Consider the following 20,764-nt stretch of genomic DNA (forward strand, 5'->3'; position numbering starts at 1 on the left):
CGATAAATGATTGATGACATTCGTTATCTGATAGTGTTTGCAAAGATTGCTGAGGCAGGATCCATTTCAGGTGGGCAGAAGCGTTAGGGCTTACAACTGCAACGGCAAGCGCGCATTTATCAAAGCTGGAAAAAAATCTTGGCTGCGCGTTGCTCTACAGAAACACCCGTAAACTCTCTCTGACTCACGATGGCGCCAATTTGCTGGAAACGGCCAAATCGATGCTGGCGCTGTATGAGCAGGGGGTCATTGAATTTAAGCAGCGTTCAATCTCAACGGCCAATAAGCTGACTATTTCTCTTCCTGCCGTTTTTCTGAAGAGTGCGTTTACTCGCCATCTGGCCGATTTTATAAAACGTCATCCGGGCCTTTTACTGAATATCTCTTACAGCGATACGCGCAGAGATATTATTGCCGACGGTATCGATGTGGCATTTCGAATCGGCGAACTTCCGGACAGTTCACTTAAAGCGCGCCATCTTTTTGTGCTGCCGCGCCAGGTAGTTGCGTCCCGGGAATTGCTCAGCCATTACCCGACGATTACGCATCCTGATGACCTGGTGCGACTGCCATGGATTGGACTCAATATGAGGCAGAATAACCGGGAATTCCGGCATAAAAATGGGGAAGTGGCTGTAGTGACGTATACGCCCACGGTGTATGTAGATAATGTCGAAGCCGCCTATGCCCTTGCCAGACAACAAATTGGCCTTGCAGCACCTCCTCGCTATTTAAGCGAAGAGGACGTTAAGCGTGGAGAAATGCAGGAAATACTTCCAGACTGGTCATTAGAACCGCTGAAAGTCTATGCCGTATGGCCTTCTAATATGTCGACCAGCAGTATTGCCTACAAATTGATTAATGATATTTATAACGCAATTGAGTTTCACGCGTTATAACGGGTTTAAAATGCTAAAAAGAGCATGTAACACGCCGTAATAAGCAACAGTCCGCCCATCAACACGTTAAACGTACGGAGCTGCCGCGTGCTCCTGAGCAGCGTCGACACCTTTTCTCCCATCAATGCCCATGCAGAAAGCGACAGGTAACAGACAAAAAAATAGACCGTGATAAAGATGAGTGCTGTCACAGGGGTTGAGGGTTCAGAAAACATCGCAGCCCCAGAGGCGCACGCGGTCCATGCTTTTGGGTTGATCCACTGCATGACAAAACCCTGAACAAAACCGGGTGAATCCGTTTTTGTTAATGATATATCGGACCGTGACGACGCTATCTTATAGCCCAGATACATGATAAATAAAGAACCGGCAATATTAAGATACCTGAAAAATACGGGATATTTTTCGATTGCAGCGTAAAAGCCGAAACATATAAAGATAAGTAATAACGTAAACCCTATCGTTGCACCGGAGACAAATGAAAAGGTCTTTCTGAAACCATGAACGGCACCAGACGAGATAATCACCATATTAACCGGGCCAGGAGAAAACGAAAGCGTCAGTGAAAATATAAGCATTGTAAAAAGTACCAGCATTTTATCTCCGTGGGTTGGTTTATCTGCAGCACATGAACTGCGAATTTTTAGAAGACTATCTGGTAACGTTTGTCAGAGTAAGTGGCTTTTGTCTAAAGGTGTGTTTGATGTTTTGCTTTGAGAGGGCAGTTAAAACAGAAACGACGCACAATGACACAATACAGACCCGCAGCAGATGTCGTGAAGATCACCATCTGGGGAATTTGCGCTGGCTGACGCAGATGGTTATGGAGCTGATGCCTGCGAGAGCGGGGGATTGATCATACAACTATCCCCCGCCAACTATACCAAGTCAATGCCGTCCAGATCCCGGTGGTATTAACTGCGCTCCACCGGCGGCCGGTTCTAAAAGTGATGAATATGCTATCATTTGTTGTCAGTCATATTTTCACCTTTAGAATTGTCAGTTACGACACCCCGATAATTGCTGTAGGAGGGGCTTGTAAGAAAATAATTTCATTTTTCATTGCCTTCGAATAAGGCCATTGAATATACCCATGAAGGCATTGCATTGATTTTTCTTTGATATGATTGGCTTGTGTTGGAACAACCATTTTTAATATTGTATCTGAAGCTTGGTAGACCAGAATTAATTAAGTGTTTATCTATGAGGGATGAAACACAAAAGTAAGGTTGATTATTTGCTTCCATAGCGAGTTGTTGTAAATTAGTATTACTGCCTGCAGAAATAAACACGGGTACATCGCCATAATCAGTCGGTTTTATATCCCATTTAAATACAAAATCGTTGTCGCGATCACCTGTTTTGCTGAAAAGATTTGCTGGTAAGACATTCTTGTCCATAAAAAATTTATTCAAGGCGGGTTTGTGATCGCCATAGATAACGATAACAGCATTAGGATCTATTTCTCGCACTTCTTTTGAGAAATCAATGAACCGTTCAATAGCCTGTTTTAATTCATATGCATATACATACTCTCCCGAGTCATTCTCTCTAGGATATGGGCCATGTGTAGACATAGTAATCAAATTCATGAAAATACTTTTTCCATCGGCTTTTTTTAGATGTTCAATTGCTGACCTATAAAGAAGGTAATCATCGGGTTGCCACTGCCATTTCTTTTTGGTTGCGACAATTTCATCGGGTAGTTTTATATTGGACATTTCATTGAGGCCATCAAATTGTTCGAAGCCGAATTTTTTGTAAACAATATCTCTATGCCAAAATTCTTTTATATAATTATGTGCTGCATAAGTAGTATAGTTTTTTTGTCTTAAAACGCTTGCAATAGTGTCTGAACCCGATTTGAACTGCGAGGCATATTCTTGATAAATTGTTCCAGATAAAACTCTTGAGTTGCTTGGTAGCCCAGTTAGCATTTCAAATTCAACATTTGCAGTGCCTCCGCCATAAACTGGGGAGGTCGCACGGAAAGATACAAAGCCTTCCTTTAATAAGGGATTGATAATTTCTTTAAAATTTTCATTGTCATACCAGCATGACTCACAGAGCACATAAATAATAGTTTTATGTTTTGGTAATGATGCACTACCTGCTGATTTTTCAAGGGAATAGCTGTCTTTGTTATTTTTGTCAGCCAAAGGTGCAGATTTACGTGAGCCTGTCATCAAAATATGCATTGCCATTCCATTTTCCTGTAGGTTTACAGGCCAATTCCACGATATATAGCTCACATTCATTTCTATAGCAATCAATGTCATTTTTCTGGCGAGGATATTATCCTCCCCTAAGAGGGTGCTAAAATGGGAATAAAATGAAAAGGGTAATGTTATGACAAAGCTAATCGCAAGAAATAATTGGTTTTTCTTTGTCGTGTAGAAAACACGGCTGATAAAAAATAAAATTATACCAAATGATATTGCGAGGAACAGATAAAACACTGGCCAAGGGGTAAGATAGTGCTTTGCAATGGATATATTAGACCCTGAAAATAAATCATTCCAGGAAAGAACTTCACCAGTGAGGGATAATTTCGTGTTGCTTATATAATCTAACAACTTAAAGATTATAAAGACTGTATAAGCTGAAATTAATGATGGTGTTCTTAATAGGCGAAGAGAAATATAGGCTAACGGTAAAGGACTTGCAAGCCAGATATAGTGTATTATTGAATATAAAAAGTTTGGTAATGGTATTGAATTTTTAATGCCCGTTATAGCTATTGTAAAAAAAAGAACAATAAAAATGAAATCTAGTAGTGAAGATTTTACTTTTTTTGAATAATTAGTTGAAGTGAGAGCCGCAGTGTTGAAGTGCACGTTCATTTTTTGAACCATAAAATTAATAATTCTTAGTATATCATGTCATTAACAGAAGTGTAAGATCCTATCTCAATAGCTAACTTCAACAAATACTCAAACATTTGCATTTGATGCTCAAGGATAGGTCAATCACAGAGTGGGTGATGCTGCCAACTTACTGATTTAGTGTATGATGGTGTTTTTGAGGTGCTCCAGTGGCTTCTGTTTCTATCAGCTGTCCCTCCTGTTCAGCTACTGACGGGGTGGTGCGTAACGGTAAAAGTACTGCCGGACATCAGCGCTATCTCTGCTCTCACTGCCGTAAAACATGGCAGTTACAGTTCACATACACCGCCTCTCAACCCGGTACGCACCAGAAAATCATTGATATGGCCATGAATGGCGTTGGATGCCGGGCAACCGCCCGCATTATGGGCGTTGGCCTCAACACGATTTTACGTCACTTAAAAAACTCAGGCCGCAGTCGGTAACCTCGCGCATACAGCCGGGCAGTGACGTCATCGTCTGCGCGGAAATGGACGAACAGTGGGGCTACGTCGGGGCTAAATCGCGCCAGCGCTGGCTGTTTTACGCGTATGACAGGCTCCGGAAGACGGTTGTTGCGCACGTATTCGGTGAACGCACTATGGCGACGCTGGGGCGTCTTATGAGCCTGCTGTCACCCTTTGACGTGGTGATATGGATGACGGATGGCTGGCCGCTGTATGAATCCCGCCTGAAGGGAAAGCTGCACGTAATCAGCAAGCGATATACGCAGCGAATTGAGCGGCATAACCTGAATCTGAGGCAGCACCTGGCACGGCTGGGACGGAAGTCGCTGTCGTTCTCAAAATCGGTGGAGCTGCATGATAAAGTCATCGGGCATTATCTGAACATAAAACACTATCAATAATTTGGAGTCATTACCCACAGAGTGAGCCCCATCCGAAGCGGCGAATTGAATCAGTTCTGACTACGTACCGGGATAGCCTTTTGCTGACAATACTCGTTCAACAGGTACGCCTGCTTATCATCGAACTCCTTGAGCCAGAACGAATATACCGATACATCATTTCTGCATCCTCGTAACCTGGTTGGTAATCTCATTGCGCTGATGCAAGGAGCATAACGCTATGTTGGGCGGATGCCTATGCAAGGTGTGCAATCTCTTGCTGCTGGTGGCGTAACTGTTTGAACCTCTATAATCGTTCAAAACCAAAACTCTCAGCAGCAAACTTACGGTGATAACGATTCTATTTCTCGGGTTTGCAGCAGACCATCGATCAGTCCGCAGGGATTGCCAAGCAGCTCCAGCCCGGAGGTAATCTGTAATGCGAGGAAATTAAGATAAAGTGCTCACTCAGAGAAGGCCCAAGAGGAGTTTGTGAAAATCAAGGTTTTATCTTCCACCCTTTTCAAGGAATCAGAAGAAGACAGTAAGCCTCCGCCCGTAACAAGACTGGTTGTAAAAAATAATTCCGATACTACTAATTCCAGAGCATACCTTCGATGCATGATAACCAGCAATGAACGCTCAACTCCTTGGTTGGTGAGTGATGTTTTTACAACATTCCTGGTGGGCTTAAATCGAATGAAGAAGCTAAATGGGCTCTGGCGCCACCTAAGAATTCGAAATGGGGAACACTTTGCGCTGCGTCTGAGGCTGTTTTCACTACGACAGTGATGAGAACAGAAGGTGCTGATAAACAGGTGTTGTTTGATGCAACTGTGTTTACTGAGCGAGATAACAGTAGGCTAGAAGAATTGAAGAAAAAAACTTTGATCGGTGCCTGCTATCTGGTCCGCTTCGGCGGGCTTTTTTTATGCCCGGAAGAAAAGTGGCGATTGAAACATTTACCTGGAGAACCCAGTTTCAGACGGGCATGGAAGGGGAGTTTACTTACATAACACGGGCCGGATCCTTCGGAGACGGATTTGAGGAGATTGCCTGAGAAGGCTCAACTCTGAAAAACAGTCATGGCCGATGACCTTCCAACCGATGGCGGCTGAGCTCCCCGTTGCCAATATTGTCAGCTTTATCTCCGTGCTCTGACTGGCCTAAGACAATATGTTATAGGAAAGGCACACTCCAGAACGGTGGATGAAATGAGAAATGTTTTCGCTACAGTAGACGATATCCTCAGGTCGTATAGATTATAAAATAAATGCAAGACACAATTATCAAAATAAGGTATCTTATTCATGCACTTATAAATACTTAAATGGAATTGACATGTTAAAACCTATTCTTGCATTAGCAGTTCTTACATTATCTGGGTGTTCAATTATGCAGGAACCACCTAAACATGGTACCCCTGACGCTGTATATACGACTAAGAGCGATACAAAAAGAGTAGCTTTATGCATTGCTGATGTATTTGCTGATTACGATCCCTACATTTTGGCTGGCTATAAAGAAGAGTTTTGGGGTTATAAACTTACATATCCCGCCGGGCCGTATGGTGAAGCTGAGATTTACAGTAAAAACAATGTTACCAATGTGAATTATTTTGAACAGAATAATTCAGATAAAAAAATGGTAAAGCATCTTAAAGATGGCATTCAAAAATGTGTAACCAAAGCGTATGACATGTCTCCTGTTGGTGGTAAGCAGCCAGACGGAAGCGTAAAACTCTGGTAATATCTGGTAGAATATAACTGAATATTTTCAATCAACTCGGCACTCTGTTTTTTTGATTACCAATGGCATGCGACGTAGCATGCCAGATAAACTTGACGGCTGGCACTGCACCATCGGCAGCAATTTCCCCAGTTTTTCCCGCCTATATCCTGACGTACCCACTCCCTTGTAGCTTGATCTTGACCCTCCATCTCCGGACAGCTTTTGTATCTTAAGTTAACGATGTCCGCTGCCGCCGGTATTCCCTCGGGGAGTGATATCCCAGCGCGCTGTGCGGGTGGTTTTCATTGTAATGCGTGAACGCTACTGCAAGGTTTCGCAGTGCTGTTCTCACATCCGGTTTTGGCATGAACGCGATATAGTCTTCTTTCATCGTTTTCACGAACCGTTCGGCCATGCCATTACTCTGCGGGCTGCTCACCGCTGTTGTGCAGGGCTCCAGATTCAGCTCTCTCGCGAACCTCCGCGTTTCATACGCGGTATACGCTGAACCGTTATCCGTCAGCCACTGCACTGGTGTTTCCGGTAGCCTGTCGCCGAAGCGCTTTTCCACCGACCTCAGCATCACATCCTGCACGGTCGAACTGTCATAGCCTCCCGTGCTTGCTGCCCAGTCTATGGCCTCACGGTCGCAGCAGTCCAGCGCGAACGTTACCCGCAGTTTTTCGCCGTTGTCGCAGCCGAACTCGAAGCCATCTGAACACCAGCGCATATCGCTTTCTGCCACCGCTATCTTGCCCTTATGTTCACGCTTCGGTCGCTCTGGTTTGTCATGCAACAACAACAGGTTATGCTCGCTCATTATCCTGTAAAGCCGTTTGGCGTTCACAGGTGGCTGTCCCTCTGTGCGACGTTGCTTGCGCAGGATGCCCCACACGCGTCGATAACCATAACTCGGCATATCGCTGATGATGTCGAGGATAGCCGACAGTATTTCTTCGTCTGCTTCGTCATTACGCCGGTTACAGCGCCTGTCCTGCCAGTCGGCAGAACGGTTAATCCGCAGTGACAGCTGCGCACGCGACACGCCCATGGTGCGGCTGACCAGGGCTATTCCCCGTCCTTTGGCAACAAGGGCGCGTGCGCTATCCATTTTCGCGACTGGCCGTACTCCACGGCTTCTTTCAGGATCTCAACTTCCATCGTCTTCTTGCCCAGAAGGCGCTGAAGTTCCCGGACCTGCTTCAGAGCAGCAGTAAGCTCAGAAGCAGGAACGACTTCCTCTCCGGCCGCAACGGCGGTGAGGCTGCCTTCCTGATATTGCTTCTTCCACTTAAACAGCAGGCTGGGCTGGATACCATGCAGGCGGGCGACATGGGAGACATTCATGCCCGGCTCCATCGTCTGCTGGATAATGGCGATCTTCTCCTGAGGAGTTTTACGTTTACGGGCTTCTTGCCCTAACAGGATCCCGGTCATCTCAAAATTGGCGTTAGTGTTAGACATATATTCAAGCCTATCTCTTATCTGGAGATACAGCTACTGTCCGGTGTTTCAGGGGGCTACATCACACTCCCTTGTAGCTTCTGGTGAAAGCATGAATGGCAGCCATTTCGATGCATACATTAATCAATGGCTGAGTAATTGCATGATAGCTATATAGAAATTAAGGTTTACATACAGCTGCTTTAAAATATACCATACCCCCCTATAGTATCAGGAGGGCGTATGCCGCATTCACCCGAAGATAAAAAACGTATTCTTACTCGCGTCCGCCGCATTCGGGGCCAGGTTGATGCCCTTGAGCGCGCGCTGGAGTCGGGCGATCCCTGTCTGGCCATCCTGCAGCAAATCGCCGCCGTGCGCGGGGCTGCCAATGGCCTGATGGGCGAAATGGTTGAAATTCACCTCAAAGATGAGCTGGTGACGGGGGAAACCACGCCGGATCAGCGAGCCGTACGCATGGCAGAAGTCGGCCATTTGCTTCGCTCTTATCTAAAATAAACCCACACACCTGACAAAAAGGGAAGACATGATGAAATCTCGCGCTGCAGTTGCATTTGGTCCCGGCCAGCCGCTGAAAATCGTTGAAATCGACGTGGCACCGCCGAAGAAAGGCGAAGTGCTGATCAAAATCACCCATACCGGCGTGTGCCATACCGATGCGTTTACGCTCTCCGGTGACGATCCGGAAGGCGTCTTCCCGGCGGTGCTGGGTCATGAAGGGGGCGGGATTGTCGTGGAAGTGGGCGAGGGCGTGACCAGCCTTAAGCCGGGCGATCACGTTATCCCGCTGTACACGGCGGAGTGCGGCGAGTGTAAGTTCTGTAAATCCGGTAAAACCAACCTCTGCCAGGCGGTTCGCGCCACGCAGGGGAAAGGGCTGATGCCGGACGGTACCACCCGTTTCTCCTATAACGGCGAGCCTGTTTATCACTACATGGGCACCAGCACTTTCAGCGAATACACCGTTTGCGCGGAGATCTCGCTGGCGAAGGTGAACCCGCAGGCGCCGCTGGATAAAGTCTGCCTGCTGGGCTGCGGCGTAACCACCGGCATTGGTGCGGTGCATAACACGGCAAAAGTCAAAGAGGGCGACACCGTGGCGGTGTTCGGTCTCGGCGGCATTGGTCTGGCGGTCATTCAGGGCGCGGTACAGGCGAAAGCCGGTCGTATCATCGCGGTCGACACCAACCCGGAGAAATTCAAACTGGCGGGTGAAATGGGCGCGACCGATTTCGTTAACCCGAAAGATCACGAAAAACCGATTCAGGACGTCATCGTTGAGCTGACCGACGGCGGCGTTGACTTCAGCTTCGAATGTATCGGCAACGTGAACGTGATGCGTTCCGCGCTCGAATGCTGCCACAAAGGCTGGGGCGAGAGCATTATCATTGGCGTGGCCGGCGCGGGCCAGGAGATTAAAACCCGACCATTCCAGCTGGTCACCGGTCGCGTGTGGCGCGGTTCCGCGTTTGGCGGCGTGAAGGGCCGTACCCAGCTTCCGGGTATGGTTGAAGATGCCATGGTCGGCAAGATTCAGCTCGACCCGTTCATCACCCACCGTTTGCCGCTGGAACAGATCAACGAGGCGTTCGATCTGATGCACGAAGGAAAATCCATCCGTACCGTCATTCATTTCGGCGACAAGTAACTCTTCTGCCAGCGGTTTTTCACCGCTGGCGTTTCTTTAATAATCTTCTCTAAAGTGTGACCAGTGCGGCGTTTTTAGCCGTAATCTAAATCCCTACCGTGCCGATGACTATTTAACACGCATGTTTTTACGCATCTTACCTACAAGAGAGTCGACGGTCATGGACAACACTACTTCGATGCAGGCGCAGCGCAAGCTGAGCTTCTTGCATCACATCAGGCTGGTTCCGCTGTTTTCCTCCATTCTCGGTGGCATTATTCTTCTGTTCGCCTTGAGCTCTGGTCTGGCGGGGTATTTCCTGCTGCAGGCCGATAACGATCAGCAGGATGTCACATCCGAAATTCAGGTGCGTATGGGGCTGTCGAACAGCTCAAACCATCTGCGAACCGCGCGTATCAATCTGATCCACGCCGGTGCGGCAAGCCGCATCGCGGAGATGGATGCGATGAAGCAGAACATCAGCGAGGCGGAAACGCGCATTAAGCAGTCCCAGGAGAGCTTTACCGCCTATATGAATCGTGCCGTGCGTACCGCTGAGGGGGCAGCGCTGGATGAGGATCTCAAGGCCCGGTACGACGCCTATATTGCGGGCATGCAGCCGATGGTGAAATTTGCCAAAAACGGCATGTTCGAAGCGATTATCAACCACGAAAACGAAAAGGCGCGTCCGCTGGATGACGCTTACAACGCCGTACTGCTGAAGGCGATCAAGATCCGTACCGAGCGTGCCAATGCGCTGACGGCGCAGGCGCACAGCCGCACGCAGCTGGGCCTGATGTTTATGGTGGGCGCGTTTGCGCTGGCGCTGGTGCTGACGGCGATGACCTTTGTCGTGCTCCGCCGCACGGTCATTAATCCTTTGCAGCGTGCAGCGAAACGTATCGAGAATATCGCCAAAGGCGACCTGACGATGCCGGACGACGTGGCCGGGCGCAGCGAAATTGGCCGCCTGACGCGCGATCTGCAAACCATGCAGCACTCGCTGGAAAACACCGTGGGCACCGTACGTCAGGGGGCGGAGGAGATCTACCGCGGCACGAGCGAGATTTCTGCCGGTAACACCGATCTCTCCTCGCGCACCGAGCAGCAGGCCGCCGCCATTGAGCAGACCGCTGCAAGCATGGAACAGCTTACCGCGACGGTGAAGCAGAACGCCGATAACGCCCATCATGCCAGCAAGCTGGCGGAAGATGCCTCCGGGAAAGCCAGCCGCGGCGGCCAGATGGTCTCCGGCGTGGTCAAAACCATGGGCAATATCTCCACCAGTTCGAAAAAAATCTCCGAGATCACCGCCGTTATCAACAGCATTGCGTTCCAGACCAATATCCTGGCGCTTAACGCGGCGGTAGAAGCGGCGCGTGCGGGCGAGCAGGGGCGCGGGTTTGCCGTGGTGGCAAGCGAAGTCCGAACCCTTGCAAGCCGCAGTGCGAATGCCGCAAAAGAGATCGAAAGCCTGATTAACGAATCGGTCTCGCTGATCGACCAGGGCTCCGGTGAGGTTGTGGCTGCCGGTAACACCATGAATGAAATCGTCGAAGCGGTTAAACGCGTGACCGACATCATGCTGGAGATTGCCGCCGCGTCCGATGAGCAGAGCCGCGGTATCGTGCAGGTGAGCCAGGCGATTTCTGAGATGGATAAAGTGACCCAGCAGAACGCCTCGTTGGTGGAAGAAGCCTCTGCGGCAGCCGCGTCTCTGGAAGAACAGGGCGCGCGTCTGACCGAGGCGGTCGGGGCATTTCGTCTGAGTGGTGCAAAGTCGGGCCGCGCGGTGATGTCTGCGCCAGTGGCGAAGAACGCGCCTTTGCGTCCGGCGGCGACGGTTTCCGGGGATAACTGGGAGACGTTCTGAGTGGCGTGTTTTGTCGGGTGGCGGCTTCGCTAACCCGACCTACGTAAATCGGTAGGCCCGCGTAAGCGAAGCGCCACCGGGCAAAAAAAAGGGACCTTTCGGTCCCTTTTTCACATCTTATTGCTTATCGGGTAACGCGTACGCGATAACGTAATCCCCGCGATCCGGCGACTGGCGAGCGCCCCGGCGTTGATGATGATGTACTGCTTACCGGTTTTCGGCGACACGTAGGTCATCGGGCCGGACTGGCTGCCGACAGGCAGACGGTCTTTCCAGATCTCTTTCCCGGTGGCGGTATCAAACGCGCGCAGGTAGAAATCCTGCGTGCCGGCGAAGAACAGCAGGCCGGACTGGGTAGAGAGCGATGCGCCCAGCGTCGGCATGCCGATTGGGATTGGCATGTGCATGCGAATGCCCAGCGGCCCGGTATCTTCCACCGTGCCGACAGGCACCTGCCACACCAGCTTGCCGGTTTTCAGGTCAACGGCCGACATGGTGCCAAACGGCGGCTTCTGGCACGGAATGCCCAGCGGTGACAGGAAGCGTTCGCGCATCGCGCCGAACGGCGTGCCGTCCATCGGTACGATGCCCATCTCGATGCCGCTGGCGTTTTTCGCCACGTTAGCGCGCGGCACCATGTAGTTTGCCAGGCCCAGGCGCATATCGTTGACGAACATCAGGCTGTTGTTCGGGTCAACGGAGACGCTGCCCCAGTTCATCCCGCCGAGTGAGCCAGGGAACTGCAGGGAACGGTCGAGACCCGGCGGGGTGAAGACGCCCTGATGACGCATCTCTTTAAACTGAATGCGGCACAGCAGCAGGTCGACAGGCGTCGCCCCCCACATGTCGGATTCGGTCAGCGTCTGGTTGCCAATCATCGGCATGCCCACGGAATACGGCTGGGTCGGAGAGTAGCGTTCACCTTCAACGTTACCCGCCGGAACGGGACGTTCTTCTACCTTCGCCACCGGCTTGCCGGTTTCGCGGTTAAGCATGAAGATCATGCCCTGCTTGCTGGTCTGCACCAGCACAGGCGTGGTGCCGCCTTTACCGTCTGGCAGATCGTACAGCAGCGGCTGGGAAGGCAGGTCAAAGTCCCACAGGTCGTGGTGGGTTGTCTGGAAATGCCAGCGCACCTGACCGGTGGTCGCGTCCACGGCGACGATGGAGGAACTGTACTTATCGTCCAGCGCGGTACGTTCGCCCGCCCAGAAGTCCGGGGTGGCGTTGCCGGTTGGCAGGTAGATCAGGTTCAGCTTAGCGTCGTAAGACATCGCTGACCAGACGTTCGGCGTGCCGCGCGTGTAGGTCTGGCCTTCCGGCGGCAGGCCGGTCAGGTTCGGATTACCCGGATCCCACGCCCACGCCAGCTTACCGGTGTGCACGTCGTAGGCGCGCACCACGCCCGGCGGTTCGCCGGTGGAGAAGTTATCCGCGACGCGACCGCCGACGACAACAACATTGCCTGCGACCAGCGGCGTGGAGGTCTGCTGATAATACCCGGGCTTGATCTCGCCCATGCCGACGCTCAGATCCACGGTGCCATGGTCGCCGAAGTCTTCGCAGACCTTGCCGGTATCCGCGTTGATGGCAATCAGGCGGGCATCGGTGGTCGGCAGGAACAGACGGCGTGGGCATGCCGCAGGCTGTGTTTCTTTCTGTGACGTTGTCACGCTTGAATGGTCTTCAAAATAGCCCAGACCGCGGCAGCGCTGCCAGTTAGGCGCTGTGGCTTTGGAATCGTAGCGCCATTTTTCTTTGCCGGAATCCACGTCCAGCGCCAGCACTTTACTGTATGGAGTACAGACGTACAGCGTGTCGCCAACCTGTAAGGGGGTATTCTGATCTTCCGCGCCGGAGCCGTTGCTCTGCGGAATATCGCCGGTGTGCGCAACCCAGGCGACTTTCAGATCGCTGACGTTTTGCTTGTTAATCTGATCCAGCGCGGCGAAACGGTCGCCGTGGGTGGTATTGCCCCAGTGCTCCCAGTTCTTTTGCTGCTCGCCTGGGGCGACGGGTTTCACCGGAACGGGCTCGTTCGCTGCCACGAGGGTTTGTGGCTTAAACATCCAGCCCAGGCTGACCAGCATGGCCACCGCGAGCACGGCCGCGACGCCAAAAGCGGGCGCCTTGTTCGCAAAGCTGTGGTTTGCCGCGCGCAGGAAAGGCCAGACGATGGCGCAGAGGAAGGCCAGTACGGCAAAGGTAAACAGGCGAGAGAAAAGCGGCCAGAAGTCCCAGCCCGCATCGCTTACCGCCCAGAACAGCGAGGCAATAAAGGCGATGCCGTAAAGCACGATCCCGCTGCTGCGATTGAGGAAAATCAGGATCGCGGCAATCACCATCACCACGCCCATTATCAGGAAGTATCCACTTCCGCCTACGGTGACGAGCTTAAAGCCCAACCCGCCGACCGCCAGACCGATGAGCATCATCAGTCCGGCAAGAAGCCACTGCAGAATACGAGGTATCCCGCGCGGCGCGCTGCCAAATGCCATGTCTTTCTCCTTTCGATCCCCCCCGCAGCGTCGGGTGTGTACCAGTTGGGTAATAATTGCGGGAAGAATAATGATTAATACGGGTGAATTCGGTTTTATAAAATGATTTGCGAACCATTTGGTGAATTCACCGTTATGATAAAACTGTTAAATTGTTTTACGCAATTGTTAATGGATTATTCCGCATTATTTGATTAACGCACGGGCTAGTCCCCTCGCCCCTAAGGGGAGAGGGTTAGGGTGAGGGGTGAAAAAGGTTTTATACCGGCATTGATTTACGGATAGCGCTCAGCAGCGTCTGTGCGCCCGTTGATAGCGGCGTGTCTACGCGGGTCAAAATGCCGATAGGTTCACCGGGGCCGGGGGAAGTAATCGGCAGGGCGATCAGCGTTCCCTGACGTAAATCATCTTTCACCGCGCCGGAGGGGACGAACCAGACGTAGTCATAATCCAGGGTGAGCTGACGCGAAAGCGAGGCCGACAGTGTTTCGATACACCCTGAAGGCAGCGTACACCCCTGCATTTGCAGCAAGGTTTCGGCGGTCTGGCGGGGAACGGTCCCTTTTGGGCAAACCACTACCGGCCACTCCATCACGCGGCTAAGCGTCACCGTGTCCTGCAGCAGGGGGTGATTGGGACGAACCACCAGCTTCAGGGACTCCAGGAATAGCAGTTCATAGTTGAGGCCGCCCATCAGCTCAGGGTCGGACATGCGACCGATTCCGAGATCCAGTTCACCCGATTTCAGCCCCGCGAGCAGCATGGTGTTATTCATGGTGGCGACCTGAATCGTGGTATGCCGCTGCTGCTTGTGGAACTGGCCGATAACCGGCGGAAGAATGCCCAGCGCCGCGGTAGGCAAAGCACCCACGCGCACCACCTCACTGGTTTGCTCTTCTTTTCGATGCAGGGACTGGCCTGCGGTATTGAGTGCATCCAGCACTTTAACGGCGTGCGTGAGGAACTGTTCGCCCACGATGGTAAGCTGCGCCCCCAGCCGGCCGCGGTCAAAAAGACGGGCACCGGTCAGCTGTTCCAGCTCGTTGAGGGTTTTTGAGAGCGCGGGCTGGCTCAGGTTGAGAGTTTCAGCCGCACGCCCCAGCGTTCCCTGTTGAGCGACGGCCACAAATGTATGCAAATGGCGCAAGCGTATGCGCTGACTGAACAGACCATTTTTTTCCATAGGCGATGTTAAAAACAGAGCGATGCGGGTGACAAGTTAAATTGTTTAATTTTGATAACCTGATGGCAAAATATTTTTAACATTTGATCTGTTTGAGTTACAACATGTTTTTTGGCGGGGGAATAAAAGCGAACATCCTTGTTCATTTATTGCTCATTGCGGAGGGGTATCGTTTACCGGTTTAGATCACGCCGTCACCGCCATCGGAACACCACACCTGGCCGGACGTAAAGGAACATTCATCTGAGGCCAGCGTGACGTACAGCGGGGCAATCTCGACGGGCTGGCCCGGACGTCCCAGCGGGGTGTCGCCACCGAACTCCTTCACTTTTTCCATCGGCTGCCCGCCGCTGGACTGCAGTACCGTCCAGTAAGGGCCAGGAGCAACCGCGTTGACGCGAATGCCTTTCGGACCCAGCTGTTTGGCTAAGGATTTGGTAAACACCGCCAGACAGGCTTTCGTCTGGGCGTAGTCCAGCAGCACGGGGCTGGGCTTCACCGCCTGAACGGACGAGGTATTAATGATAACGGACGACGCTTTCAGGTGACGCAGCGCCGCCTTGGTGATCCAGAACGGAGCGTAAACGTTGGTTTTAAACGTTGCGTCAAAATCTTCCGTGGTCAGTTCTTCAAGCGATTCACGGAACTGCTGACGGCCTGCGTTATTGACCAGAATGTCCAGCCCGCCCAGTTTCGACACGGCTTCTTCGACCAGATTCTGACAGAAGGTTTCGTCCCGGACGTCCCCCGGCAGCGCGACGGCCTTGCGGCCTTCCGCTTCGATCAGGTCGATGACCTCAGAGGCGTCTTTTTCCTCTTCGGGCAGGTAGTTAATGGCAACGTCAGCGCCTTCACGAGCATAGGCGATAGCGACCGCGCGACCAATACCGGAGTCTCCGCCGGTAATTAGCGCTTTTTTGCCGGCAAGGCGTCCATGTCCTTTGTAGCTTTTTTCCCCGTGGTCGGGTACGGGCTGCATTTCTGATGCCAGTCCCGGCGGCGTCTGCGGCTGTTCCGGGAACGGGGGCTGCGGGTAAGCGTTCGTACGTTGTTTAGTATCACTCATAGCTGACTCCTTAAGCCAAGGGGTGAGATTTGATGGATAACTGCAGCGTTAACGCTTCGCTGAATTATTTCTGCAAACGATCAACACGGACGACGGCAGGAGATGATTTTTTATCAAGCGAACCGTTGATACTGATCATCTGGTCGGGTTTTACCGTTCTGCCGTCGAAGACTGCCTGGGGAATAATAACGTCGATTTTTCCGGTTTTATCCTGAAATACAAACTTATCGCCGCTACCGTCAATAAGATTCCCGCGTAATGAAATTGTCGCGCCATCGTGCAATTGTTTTGCCTGTTTGATGGTCATAATACGCGCGTCGTCGGTTCCGCGATATCCGCTATCAAGCGCGTGGGGAGGCGGTGGCGCTTCGCCTTTTTGTAAACCCCCGTTATTATCTGCCCATGCGGCCGGAACCAGAAATATCAATAAAGCGGAAACAAGTGATAATTTCATCCGATATCCTTCATTTTGCGTGTCTTGACTTATTAAGTATTGTTGCTATTCCTTTATGTGGCAAATGTGATAAGTCCTAAAAACATTCGCGTTAGAAATCAAAATTATCGGATAATAAGCGAAACGGTGACGAAGGCCATGAAGCGTGAAAATGAAAAGTTACCCGGGATAGACGAGAGTTATCGCTTGCTGACGTTTGAATACGCGTTTCGTCAGGTGGGGTTTATTGTTCTGCTGGGTATTATCGTCGCGGCGATTGCCGGTCTGTTTTCCAGCGGAATGGTCAGCGACACGGTCAAAACGAATTCCGCTAAATCATTGACCATAAACTATGAACGCTTTGGACGACGGGAGACAGAGACGCGGATGGAGCTCGCGTTTCCGGTGCAGGCCGAGGGGAAGTATGTCCTCAGCATGACCAGCGAGAGCAGCGATGCGTATGAGCCCGGCAGCGTCTGGCCGCAGCCGGACAGTATGTTCAGCCGCGGAAAGACCCTCTTTTTTGTCTATAACAACCTGAAAAAATCCGACCGCTTCTCCGTGTTACTCTTCACGACACCTTCCAGAGCCGGTAAATGGAACACCGTCATCCGCGTCAACAGCGAGCCGGAGATTAACATCTGGCAATTTATTTACCCGTAGGAGGCTGATATGGATATGGTCTTTCGCGCGCTGGCTATTTATCTGTTCCTCGTGGTGGTATTTAAAGTGGCCGGGCGTCGTGCGCTGCTGCAGATGACCAGCTTCGATCTCATTCTGCTCTTGATAATTAGTGAAGCCACACAGCAGGCGCTTCTGGGACAAGATTTTTCCGTCACCGGCGCGATGATTACCATTACCACGCTGGTGGTAGTGGATATTATATTCGGGCTGATGAAGAAATATTTCTCGCCGGTGGAGAATATTCTGGATGGTACACCTGTTATTCTTGTCGAGAACGGCGTGCCGTTAGCCGATAAACTGAAAAAAGTTGACGTGTCCTGTGATGATATTCTGGTGTCAGCGCGCCAAAATAATGGCATTACGAAAATAAGCGACATTAAATATGCCATACTTGAGCGCAATGGTCATATTTCAATCATTCCTTTCGAGAAATAAGAGGCGGTAAGATGAGCAATCTTTTTCACGACAGCAATAATACCGTTGGTGAACTGACGAAAAAGCTGGCGAGCAAATTAACCGATCTCGGGCTTCGCTTAACCACCGCGGAATCCTGCACGGGCGGCAAGCTCTCGGTGGCGCTTTGCGCTGAGGAAAATACCGCCGAATTTTATGATGTCGGCCTGGTCGTGTTCAGCGACGAAGCCAAAATGCGGATCCTCGGCGTGCGTCCCGAGACGCTTGAGCGGTTTACTGCCGTGAGCGAACAGACGGTTACCGAGATGGCCGCCAGTATCCGCGATATCGCCCAGGCGGATATCAGCATCGCCATCAGCGGCTACGCGGGCCCGGAAGGGGGCGACGACGGCACGGCGGCGGGGACGGTCTGCTTTGCGTGGAATATACGCGGCGAGACGGAAACCCGCACCATGCTTTTCTCCGGTGACTGTCAGGATGTGGTGGAAAAAGCGGTGCACTTCTCGCTGGCGGAGCTGCTGGCAGCATTGTCTGACGAGGATAACGGTTAAACTCACGGGGAGGTTCTATGGCTGTCATAGTGATTACCGGCGGAACGGCGGGCGTGGGAAAAGCCACGGCGCTGCACTTTGCAAAGGCAGGTTACGACGTCGGGCTCATCGCGCGCGATGAAGCAAGCCTGCACTCTACCCAGGAGGAGCTGCGGCGCTATGGCGTTAATGCCCACGCCGTGCAGGCGGACGTCGCCGACAGCCAGGCGGTGGTGGAGGCCGCTAACGAAATTGAGTATCGCCTCGGCGCGATTGATGTCTGGGTGAACAACGCGATGGGGGCCGTTCTGGCACCGTTCCGAACCCTCACGCCGGACGAGTTTCGGCGCGTGACTGACGTGACCTACCTCGGCTACGTCAACGGCACCCGCGCCGCGCTCGAACTTATGGTACCGCGCGACAGGGGCGTAATAATCCAGGTGGGCTCCGCGCTGGCCTACCGTTCCATTCCGCTGCAGTCAGCCTACTGCGGCGCCAAAGCGGCGATCCGCGGGTTCACCGATGCGGTGCGTACCGAGCTGATGCATGAGAACAGCCGGGTTCAGCTTTCGATGGTCCAGATGCCGGGGCTGAATACCCCGCAGTTCGAATGGGCGAGGAACAAGTTCGCCTGGGCGATGCGCCCGGTGCCGCCGGTCTTTGAGCCCGAGGTGGCCGCCAGCGCCATCTTCAGGGTGGCGCAAAAACCGGTGCGCGAGCTGTGGGTAGGCAGCAGCACCATCCAGTCAATCGTCGGGCAATTTTTCTTCCCCGGTTTTCTTGACCGGCTGATGGTAAAAAAGGCGTGGGAAGGCCAGATGACCGACGACCTCAACGCGCCGGATCGCCGGGACTATCTCGACCAGCCGGTTAACGATCTGCACAAAATCCACGGTCGCTTTACTGACGAGGCGAAAACCCGCGCGCCGTCCGTCACCTCCGGCATGCCGGGTAAGGTGGCGCTGGGCGCCCTCGCGGTGGCGGGGATAGTGCTGACGCGTCTGATAACCCGCCGGAAACCCTAGTCAGCGCAGCGCGCTACGGTGCGTCCAGAACCAGCGATAGCCGTAGCCGCCAAGAGTGAGCTGAACGGTTTTGCCGCAAATCAGCGCGTCATCGTAGCGCTTGTCCTCGAGACAGGCGGTCCAGGTGGCGTTGCGGATCCCTTTTGCGGTGAACTGCACCGGCTGGTCGCTGAAGTTGACGAAGGTCAGGATGCTGCGCTCGTCGGTCTCGTAATAGAGCCCCAGCACCGCGTCATCATCGATTGTGATAAGGCGAAAGGGCGCAACGGCAATTTCGGGGAACTCCGAGCGGGTATTAGCAATATCGATGATCCGGTGCAGAAGCGAGTTGTGGTGAAGCAGCGAATCGGCGACGTTGACTTTCTGATAGCGGTAAGGGCCGTGGTCGATAATCGGTGCGATAAATTTTTCAGGGTCTGCTGCGGAGAAACCGCCTCCCTGTGACCCCGCCCACTGCATTGGGGTGCGGACGGCGTAGCGCTCCTCCAGAGCCAGGTCGTCACCCATGCCGATCTCGTCGCCATAGCGCATCACCGGGACACCCGGCAGGGAAAACAGCACCGCGTGGCAGAACGCCAGCCGCTTCCGATCGCCGTTGAGCATCGGCGCCAGGCGGCGGCGGATCCCGCGCTGATAGACGTTCATCTCTTCGTCAGGGGCAAACGTGTCGAGGACAAACTGTTTGTCTTTCTGACTAATGCCTTCCAGATCCAGCTCGTCGTGGTTGCGCAGCCAGTTAGCAAAACAGCAGGCATCAGGCGGGACGATCATCTTCTTCACCGCATTGCGCAGCGGGCGGGCGCTTTTTCTGGCCAGGCTGACGTAGAAATACTTGTTGAGCCAGAAGTTGAGCACCAGATTCAGGCGGTCGTTATTGCCGAAGTAGTCTTTATAGGTCTCAACGTCTACGTCCACTTCACCCAGCAGGATCGCGTCCGGATTGCGCTCTTCGATAAGACGCCGCATATGTTCGAGGATCCACAGCCCCTTTTTTTCATCGCCGTTTCCCGCCTGCGTGGTGAGGTGGGATGCGGCGTCGAGGCGAAATCCCGACACGCCAAGCTTGAGCCAGAAGAGGACGATGTTCTCAATCTCTTTAAGCACCGCGGGCGAGGTAAGGTTCAGATCCGGCTCGTGGCGATAGAACATGTGCCGGTAGTATTGTCCCGCCTCGTCGTCCCAGGTCCAGATGCTCTTTTCCACGCCGGGAAACATGGGGGGCGTATCGTCCTCGTCGCTATCCGACCAGAGGTAGTAATCACGATAGGGTGACGCCGGGCTGCGGCGCGCCTGCTGGAACCAGGGATGCGCGTCCGACGTGTGCTGGATCAGCAGCTCGATAATCACCTGCATGCCCAGCTCGCGGGCCTGTTCGATAAAGGCGATGATATCGGCCAGTTTTCCGAAGCGGGGATCCACCTGGAGGTGGTCGCTGACGTCGTAGCCTTCATCGAGAAAGGGCGTGAGGTAAAACGGGGTGATCCAGATAACCGTCGCCCCCATGCGGCGAATATAGCGCAGCTTGGCCGCGATCCCGGCGATGTCCCCGCAGCCATCGCCGTTCAAATCATAAAATAGCGCGGTATCAATCTGATAAATAATGGCTCGTGTATGCCAGTCCGTCAT

Annotated in this window: 17 protein-coding genes and 1 pseudogene; 10 read left to right on the forward strand and 8 right to left on the reverse strand. The window is 52.6% G+C overall.

The annotated features are described in order from the left end of the window. Window positions 1-200: 200 nt before the first annotated feature. Entirely contained in the window at window positions 201-899 is a 699-nt protein-coding gene (locus ACJ69_RS06440) for a substrate binding domain-containing protein (RefSeq protein WP_233424642.1), read from the forward strand. A 5-nt stretch (window positions 900-904) separates the two neighbouring features. On the opposite strand, the gene ACJ69_RS06445 is transcribed toward ACJ69_RS06440, so the two are convergent. Together ACJ69_RS06445 and ACJ69_RS23920 are read right to left on the reverse strand one after the other, a co-directional pair. After that, window positions 905-1,495: a LysE family translocator gene (locus ACJ69_RS06445; protein WP_059346705.1), complete on the reverse strand. Its 591-nt coding sequence runs from the start codon at window positions 1,493-1,495 to the stop codon at window positions 905-907. A 456-nt stretch (window positions 1,496-1,951) separates the two neighbouring features. Then, window positions 1,952-3,742 (reverse strand): LTA synthase family protein, encoded by a 1,791-nt coding sequence (locus tag ACJ69_RS23920; protein WP_071886595.1) that lies wholly within the window; start codon window positions 3,740-3,742, stop codon window positions 1,952-1,954. Window positions 3,743-3,933: 191 nt separating this feature from the next. Between ACJ69_RS23920 and ACJ69_RS06455 the strand changes: the two genes are divergently transcribed. Further along, window positions 3,934-4,631 (forward strand): IS1-like element IS1A family transposase gene (locus tag ACJ69_RS06455; protein ID WP_103215986.1). Its coding sequence is split into 2 segments (ribosomal slippage): window positions 3,934-4,183 and window positions 4,183-4,631, totalling 699 coding nucleotides; the frame shifts between segments, so codons are not numbered across the junction. A gap of 1,320 nt (window positions 4,632-5,951) precedes the next feature. Further along, window positions 5,952-6,359 carry a hypothetical protein gene (locus tag ACJ69_RS06460; protein WP_029740541.1) on the forward strand — a complete coding sequence of 136 codons (408 nt, stop codon included), beginning with the start codon at window positions 5,952-5,954 and terminating at the stop codon, window positions 6,357-6,359. A 211-nt stretch (window positions 6,360-6,570) separates the two neighbouring features. Here ACJ69_RS06460 and ACJ69_RS06465 read toward each other — a convergent pair. Continuing rightward, a protein-coding gene (locus ACJ69_RS06465) for an IS3 family transposase (RefSeq protein WP_116799391.1) occupies window positions 6,571-7,778 on the reverse strand; the annotation gives its coding sequence in 2 pieces (ribosomal slippage) (window positions 6,571-7,457 and window positions 7,457-7,778; 1,209 coding nt in all). A gap of 249 nt (window positions 7,779-8,027) precedes the next feature. On the opposite strand from ACJ69_RS06465, the gene ACJ69_RS06475 reads away from it, so the two are divergent. From ACJ69_RS06475 to ACJ69_RS06485, 3 genes are all read left to right on the forward strand, one after another. Next, window positions 8,028-8,303, forward strand: a complete 276-nt coding sequence (locus tag ACJ69_RS06475; RefSeq protein WP_003857256.1) for a metal/formaldehyde-sensitive transcriptional repressor — start codon at window positions 8,028-8,030, stop codon at window positions 8,301-8,303. Between the two features lie 31 nt (window positions 8,304-8,334). Beyond that, the gene (locus ACJ69_RS06480; protein WP_032657150.1) at window positions 8,335-9,453 is read left to right on the forward strand and encodes an S-(hydroxymethyl)glutathione dehydrogenase/class III alcohol dehydrogenase; all 1,119 of its coding nucleotides are present in this window, start codon (window positions 8,335-8,337) and stop codon (window positions 9,451-9,453) included. A 160-nt stretch (window positions 9,454-9,613) separates the two neighbouring features. Then, window positions 9,614-11,305 carry a methyl-accepting chemotaxis protein gene (locus ACJ69_RS06485; RefSeq protein ID WP_059346707.1) on the forward strand — a complete coding sequence of 564 codons (1,692 nt, stop codon included), beginning with the start codon at window positions 9,614-9,616 and terminating at the stop codon, window positions 11,303-11,305. 117 nt (window positions 11,306-11,422) lie between these two features. On the opposite strand, the pseudogene ACJ69_RS06490 reads toward ACJ69_RS06485, so the two are convergent. From ACJ69_RS06490 to ACJ69_RS06505, 4 genes and pseudogenes are all read right to left on the reverse strand, one after another. After that, window positions 11,423-13,803 (reverse strand): annotated as a pseudogene (locus ACJ69_RS06490) (glucose/quinate/shikimate family membrane-bound PQQ-dependent dehydrogenase). Window positions 13,804-14,062: 259 nt separating this feature from the next. Beyond that, window positions 14,063-14,986 (reverse strand): LysR substrate-binding domain-containing protein, encoded by a 924-nt coding sequence (locus ACJ69_RS06495; protein WP_038417503.1) that lies wholly within the window; start codon window positions 14,984-14,986, stop codon window positions 14,063-14,065. Between the two features lie 181 nt (window positions 14,987-15,167). Beyond that, window positions 15,168-16,052, reverse strand: a complete 885-nt coding sequence (locus ACJ69_RS06500; protein WP_024908407.1) for an SDR family oxidoreductase — start codon at window positions 16,050-16,052, stop codon at window positions 15,168-15,170. Window positions 16,053-16,116: 64 nt separating this feature from the next. Next, on the reverse strand, window positions 16,117-16,506 hold the full coding sequence (locus ACJ69_RS06505; protein WP_059346708.1) for a YdeI family stress tolerance OB fold protein: 390 nt from the start codon (window positions 16,504-16,506) through the stop codon (window positions 16,117-16,119). 138 nt (window positions 16,507-16,644) lie between these two features. Here ACJ69_RS06505 and ACJ69_RS06510 point away from each other — a divergent pair, with 138 nt between their 5' ends. Genes ACJ69_RS06510 through ACJ69_RS06525 form a run of 4 tightly spaced genes read left to right on the forward strand, consistent with a single transcriptional unit; the run spans window position 16,645 to window position 19,138 of the window. After that, window positions 16,645-17,148, forward strand: coding sequence for a hypothetical protein (locus ACJ69_RS06510; protein ID WP_059346709.1), 504 nt, complete (start codon window positions 16,645-16,647; stop codon window positions 17,146-17,148). Between the two features lie 9 nt (window positions 17,149-17,157). Then, entirely contained in the window at window positions 17,158-17,604 is a 447-nt protein-coding gene (locus tag ACJ69_RS06515) for a DUF421 domain-containing protein (protein WP_047060810.1), read from the forward strand. 11 nt (window positions 17,605-17,615) lie between these two features. Next, on the forward strand, window positions 17,616-18,134 hold the full coding sequence (locus ACJ69_RS06520) for a 2-oxo-tetronate isomerase (protein ID WP_054830210.1): 519 nt from the start codon (window positions 17,616-17,618) through the stop codon (window positions 18,132-18,134). A 17-nt stretch (window positions 18,135-18,151) separates the two neighbouring features. Beyond that, a complete protein-coding gene (locus tag ACJ69_RS06525; protein ID WP_059346710.1) occupies window positions 18,152-19,138 on the forward strand; it encodes an SDR family oxidoreductase in 987 nt (328 codons plus the stop codon). Here ACJ69_RS06525 and ACJ69_RS06530 read toward each other — a convergent pair whose 3' ends face one another. Then, window positions 19,139-20,764, reverse strand: a complete 1,626-nt coding sequence (locus ACJ69_RS06530; RefSeq protein WP_059346711.1) for an alpha-amylase family protein — start codon at window positions 20,762-20,764, stop codon at window positions 19,139-19,141.

The organism is Enterobacter asburiae (genome assembly GCF_001521715.1).
Lineage (GTDB): Bacteria > Pseudomonadota > Gammaproteobacteria > Enterobacterales > Enterobacteriaceae > Enterobacter > Enterobacter asburiae.

What these genes read in the sequence shown, in the direction of transcription:
- ACJ69_RS06445 (WP_059346705.1), bottom strand. Translation starts at nt 1,495, where the DNA reads ATGCTGGTACTTTTTACAATGCTTATATTTTCACTGACGCTTTCGTTT.
- ACJ69_RS06500 (WP_024908407.1), bottom strand. Translation starts at nt 16,052, where the DNA reads ATGAGTGATACTAAACAACGTACGAACGCTTACCCGCAGCCCCCGTTC.
- ACJ69_RS06505 (WP_059346708.1), bottom strand. Translation starts at nt 16,506, where the DNA reads ATGAAATTATCACTTGTTTCCGCTTTATTGATATTTCTGGTTCCGGCC.
- ACJ69_RS06485 (WP_059346707.1), top strand. Translation starts at nt 9,614, where the DNA reads ATGGACAACACTACTTCGATGCAGGCGCAGCGCAAGCTGAGCTTCTTG.
- ACJ69_RS06530 (WP_059346711.1), bottom strand. Translation starts at nt 20,764, where the DNA reads ATGACGGACTGGCATACACGAGCCATTATTTATCAGATTGATACCGCG.
- ACJ69_RS06475 (WP_003857256.1), top strand. Translation starts at nt 8,028, where the DNA reads ATGCCGCATTCACCCGAAGATAAAAAACGTATTCTTACTCGCGTCCGC.
- ACJ69_RS06510 (WP_059346709.1), top strand. Translation starts at nt 16,645, where the DNA reads ATGAAGCGTGAAAATGAAAAGTTACCCGGGATAGACGAGAGTTATCGC.
- ACJ69_RS06520 (WP_054830210.1), top strand. Translation starts at nt 17,616, where the DNA reads ATGAGCAATCTTTTTCACGACAGCAATAATACCGTTGGTGAACTGACG.
- ACJ69_RS06515 (WP_047060810.1), top strand. Translation starts at nt 17,158, where the DNA reads ATGGATATGGTCTTTCGCGCGCTGGCTATTTATCTGTTCCTCGTGGTG.
- ACJ69_RS06525 (WP_059346710.1), top strand. Translation starts at nt 18,152, where the DNA reads ATGGCTGTCATAGTGATTACCGGCGGAACGGCGGGCGTGGGAAAAGCC.
- ACJ69_RS23920 (WP_071886595.1), bottom strand. Translation starts at nt 3,742, where the DNA reads ATGAACGTGCACTTCAACACTGCGGCTCTCACTTCAACTAATTATTCA.
- ACJ69_RS06495 (WP_038417503.1), bottom strand. Translation starts at nt 14,986, where the DNA reads ATGGAAAAAAATGGTCTGTTCAGTCAGCGCATACGCTTGCGCCATTTG.
- ACJ69_RS06460 (WP_029740541.1), top strand. Translation starts at nt 5,952, where the DNA reads ATGTTAAAACCTATTCTTGCATTAGCAGTTCTTACATTATCTGGGTGT.
- ACJ69_RS06480 (WP_032657150.1), top strand. Translation starts at nt 8,335, where the DNA reads ATGAAATCTCGCGCTGCAGTTGCATTTGGTCCCGGCCAGCCGCTGAAA.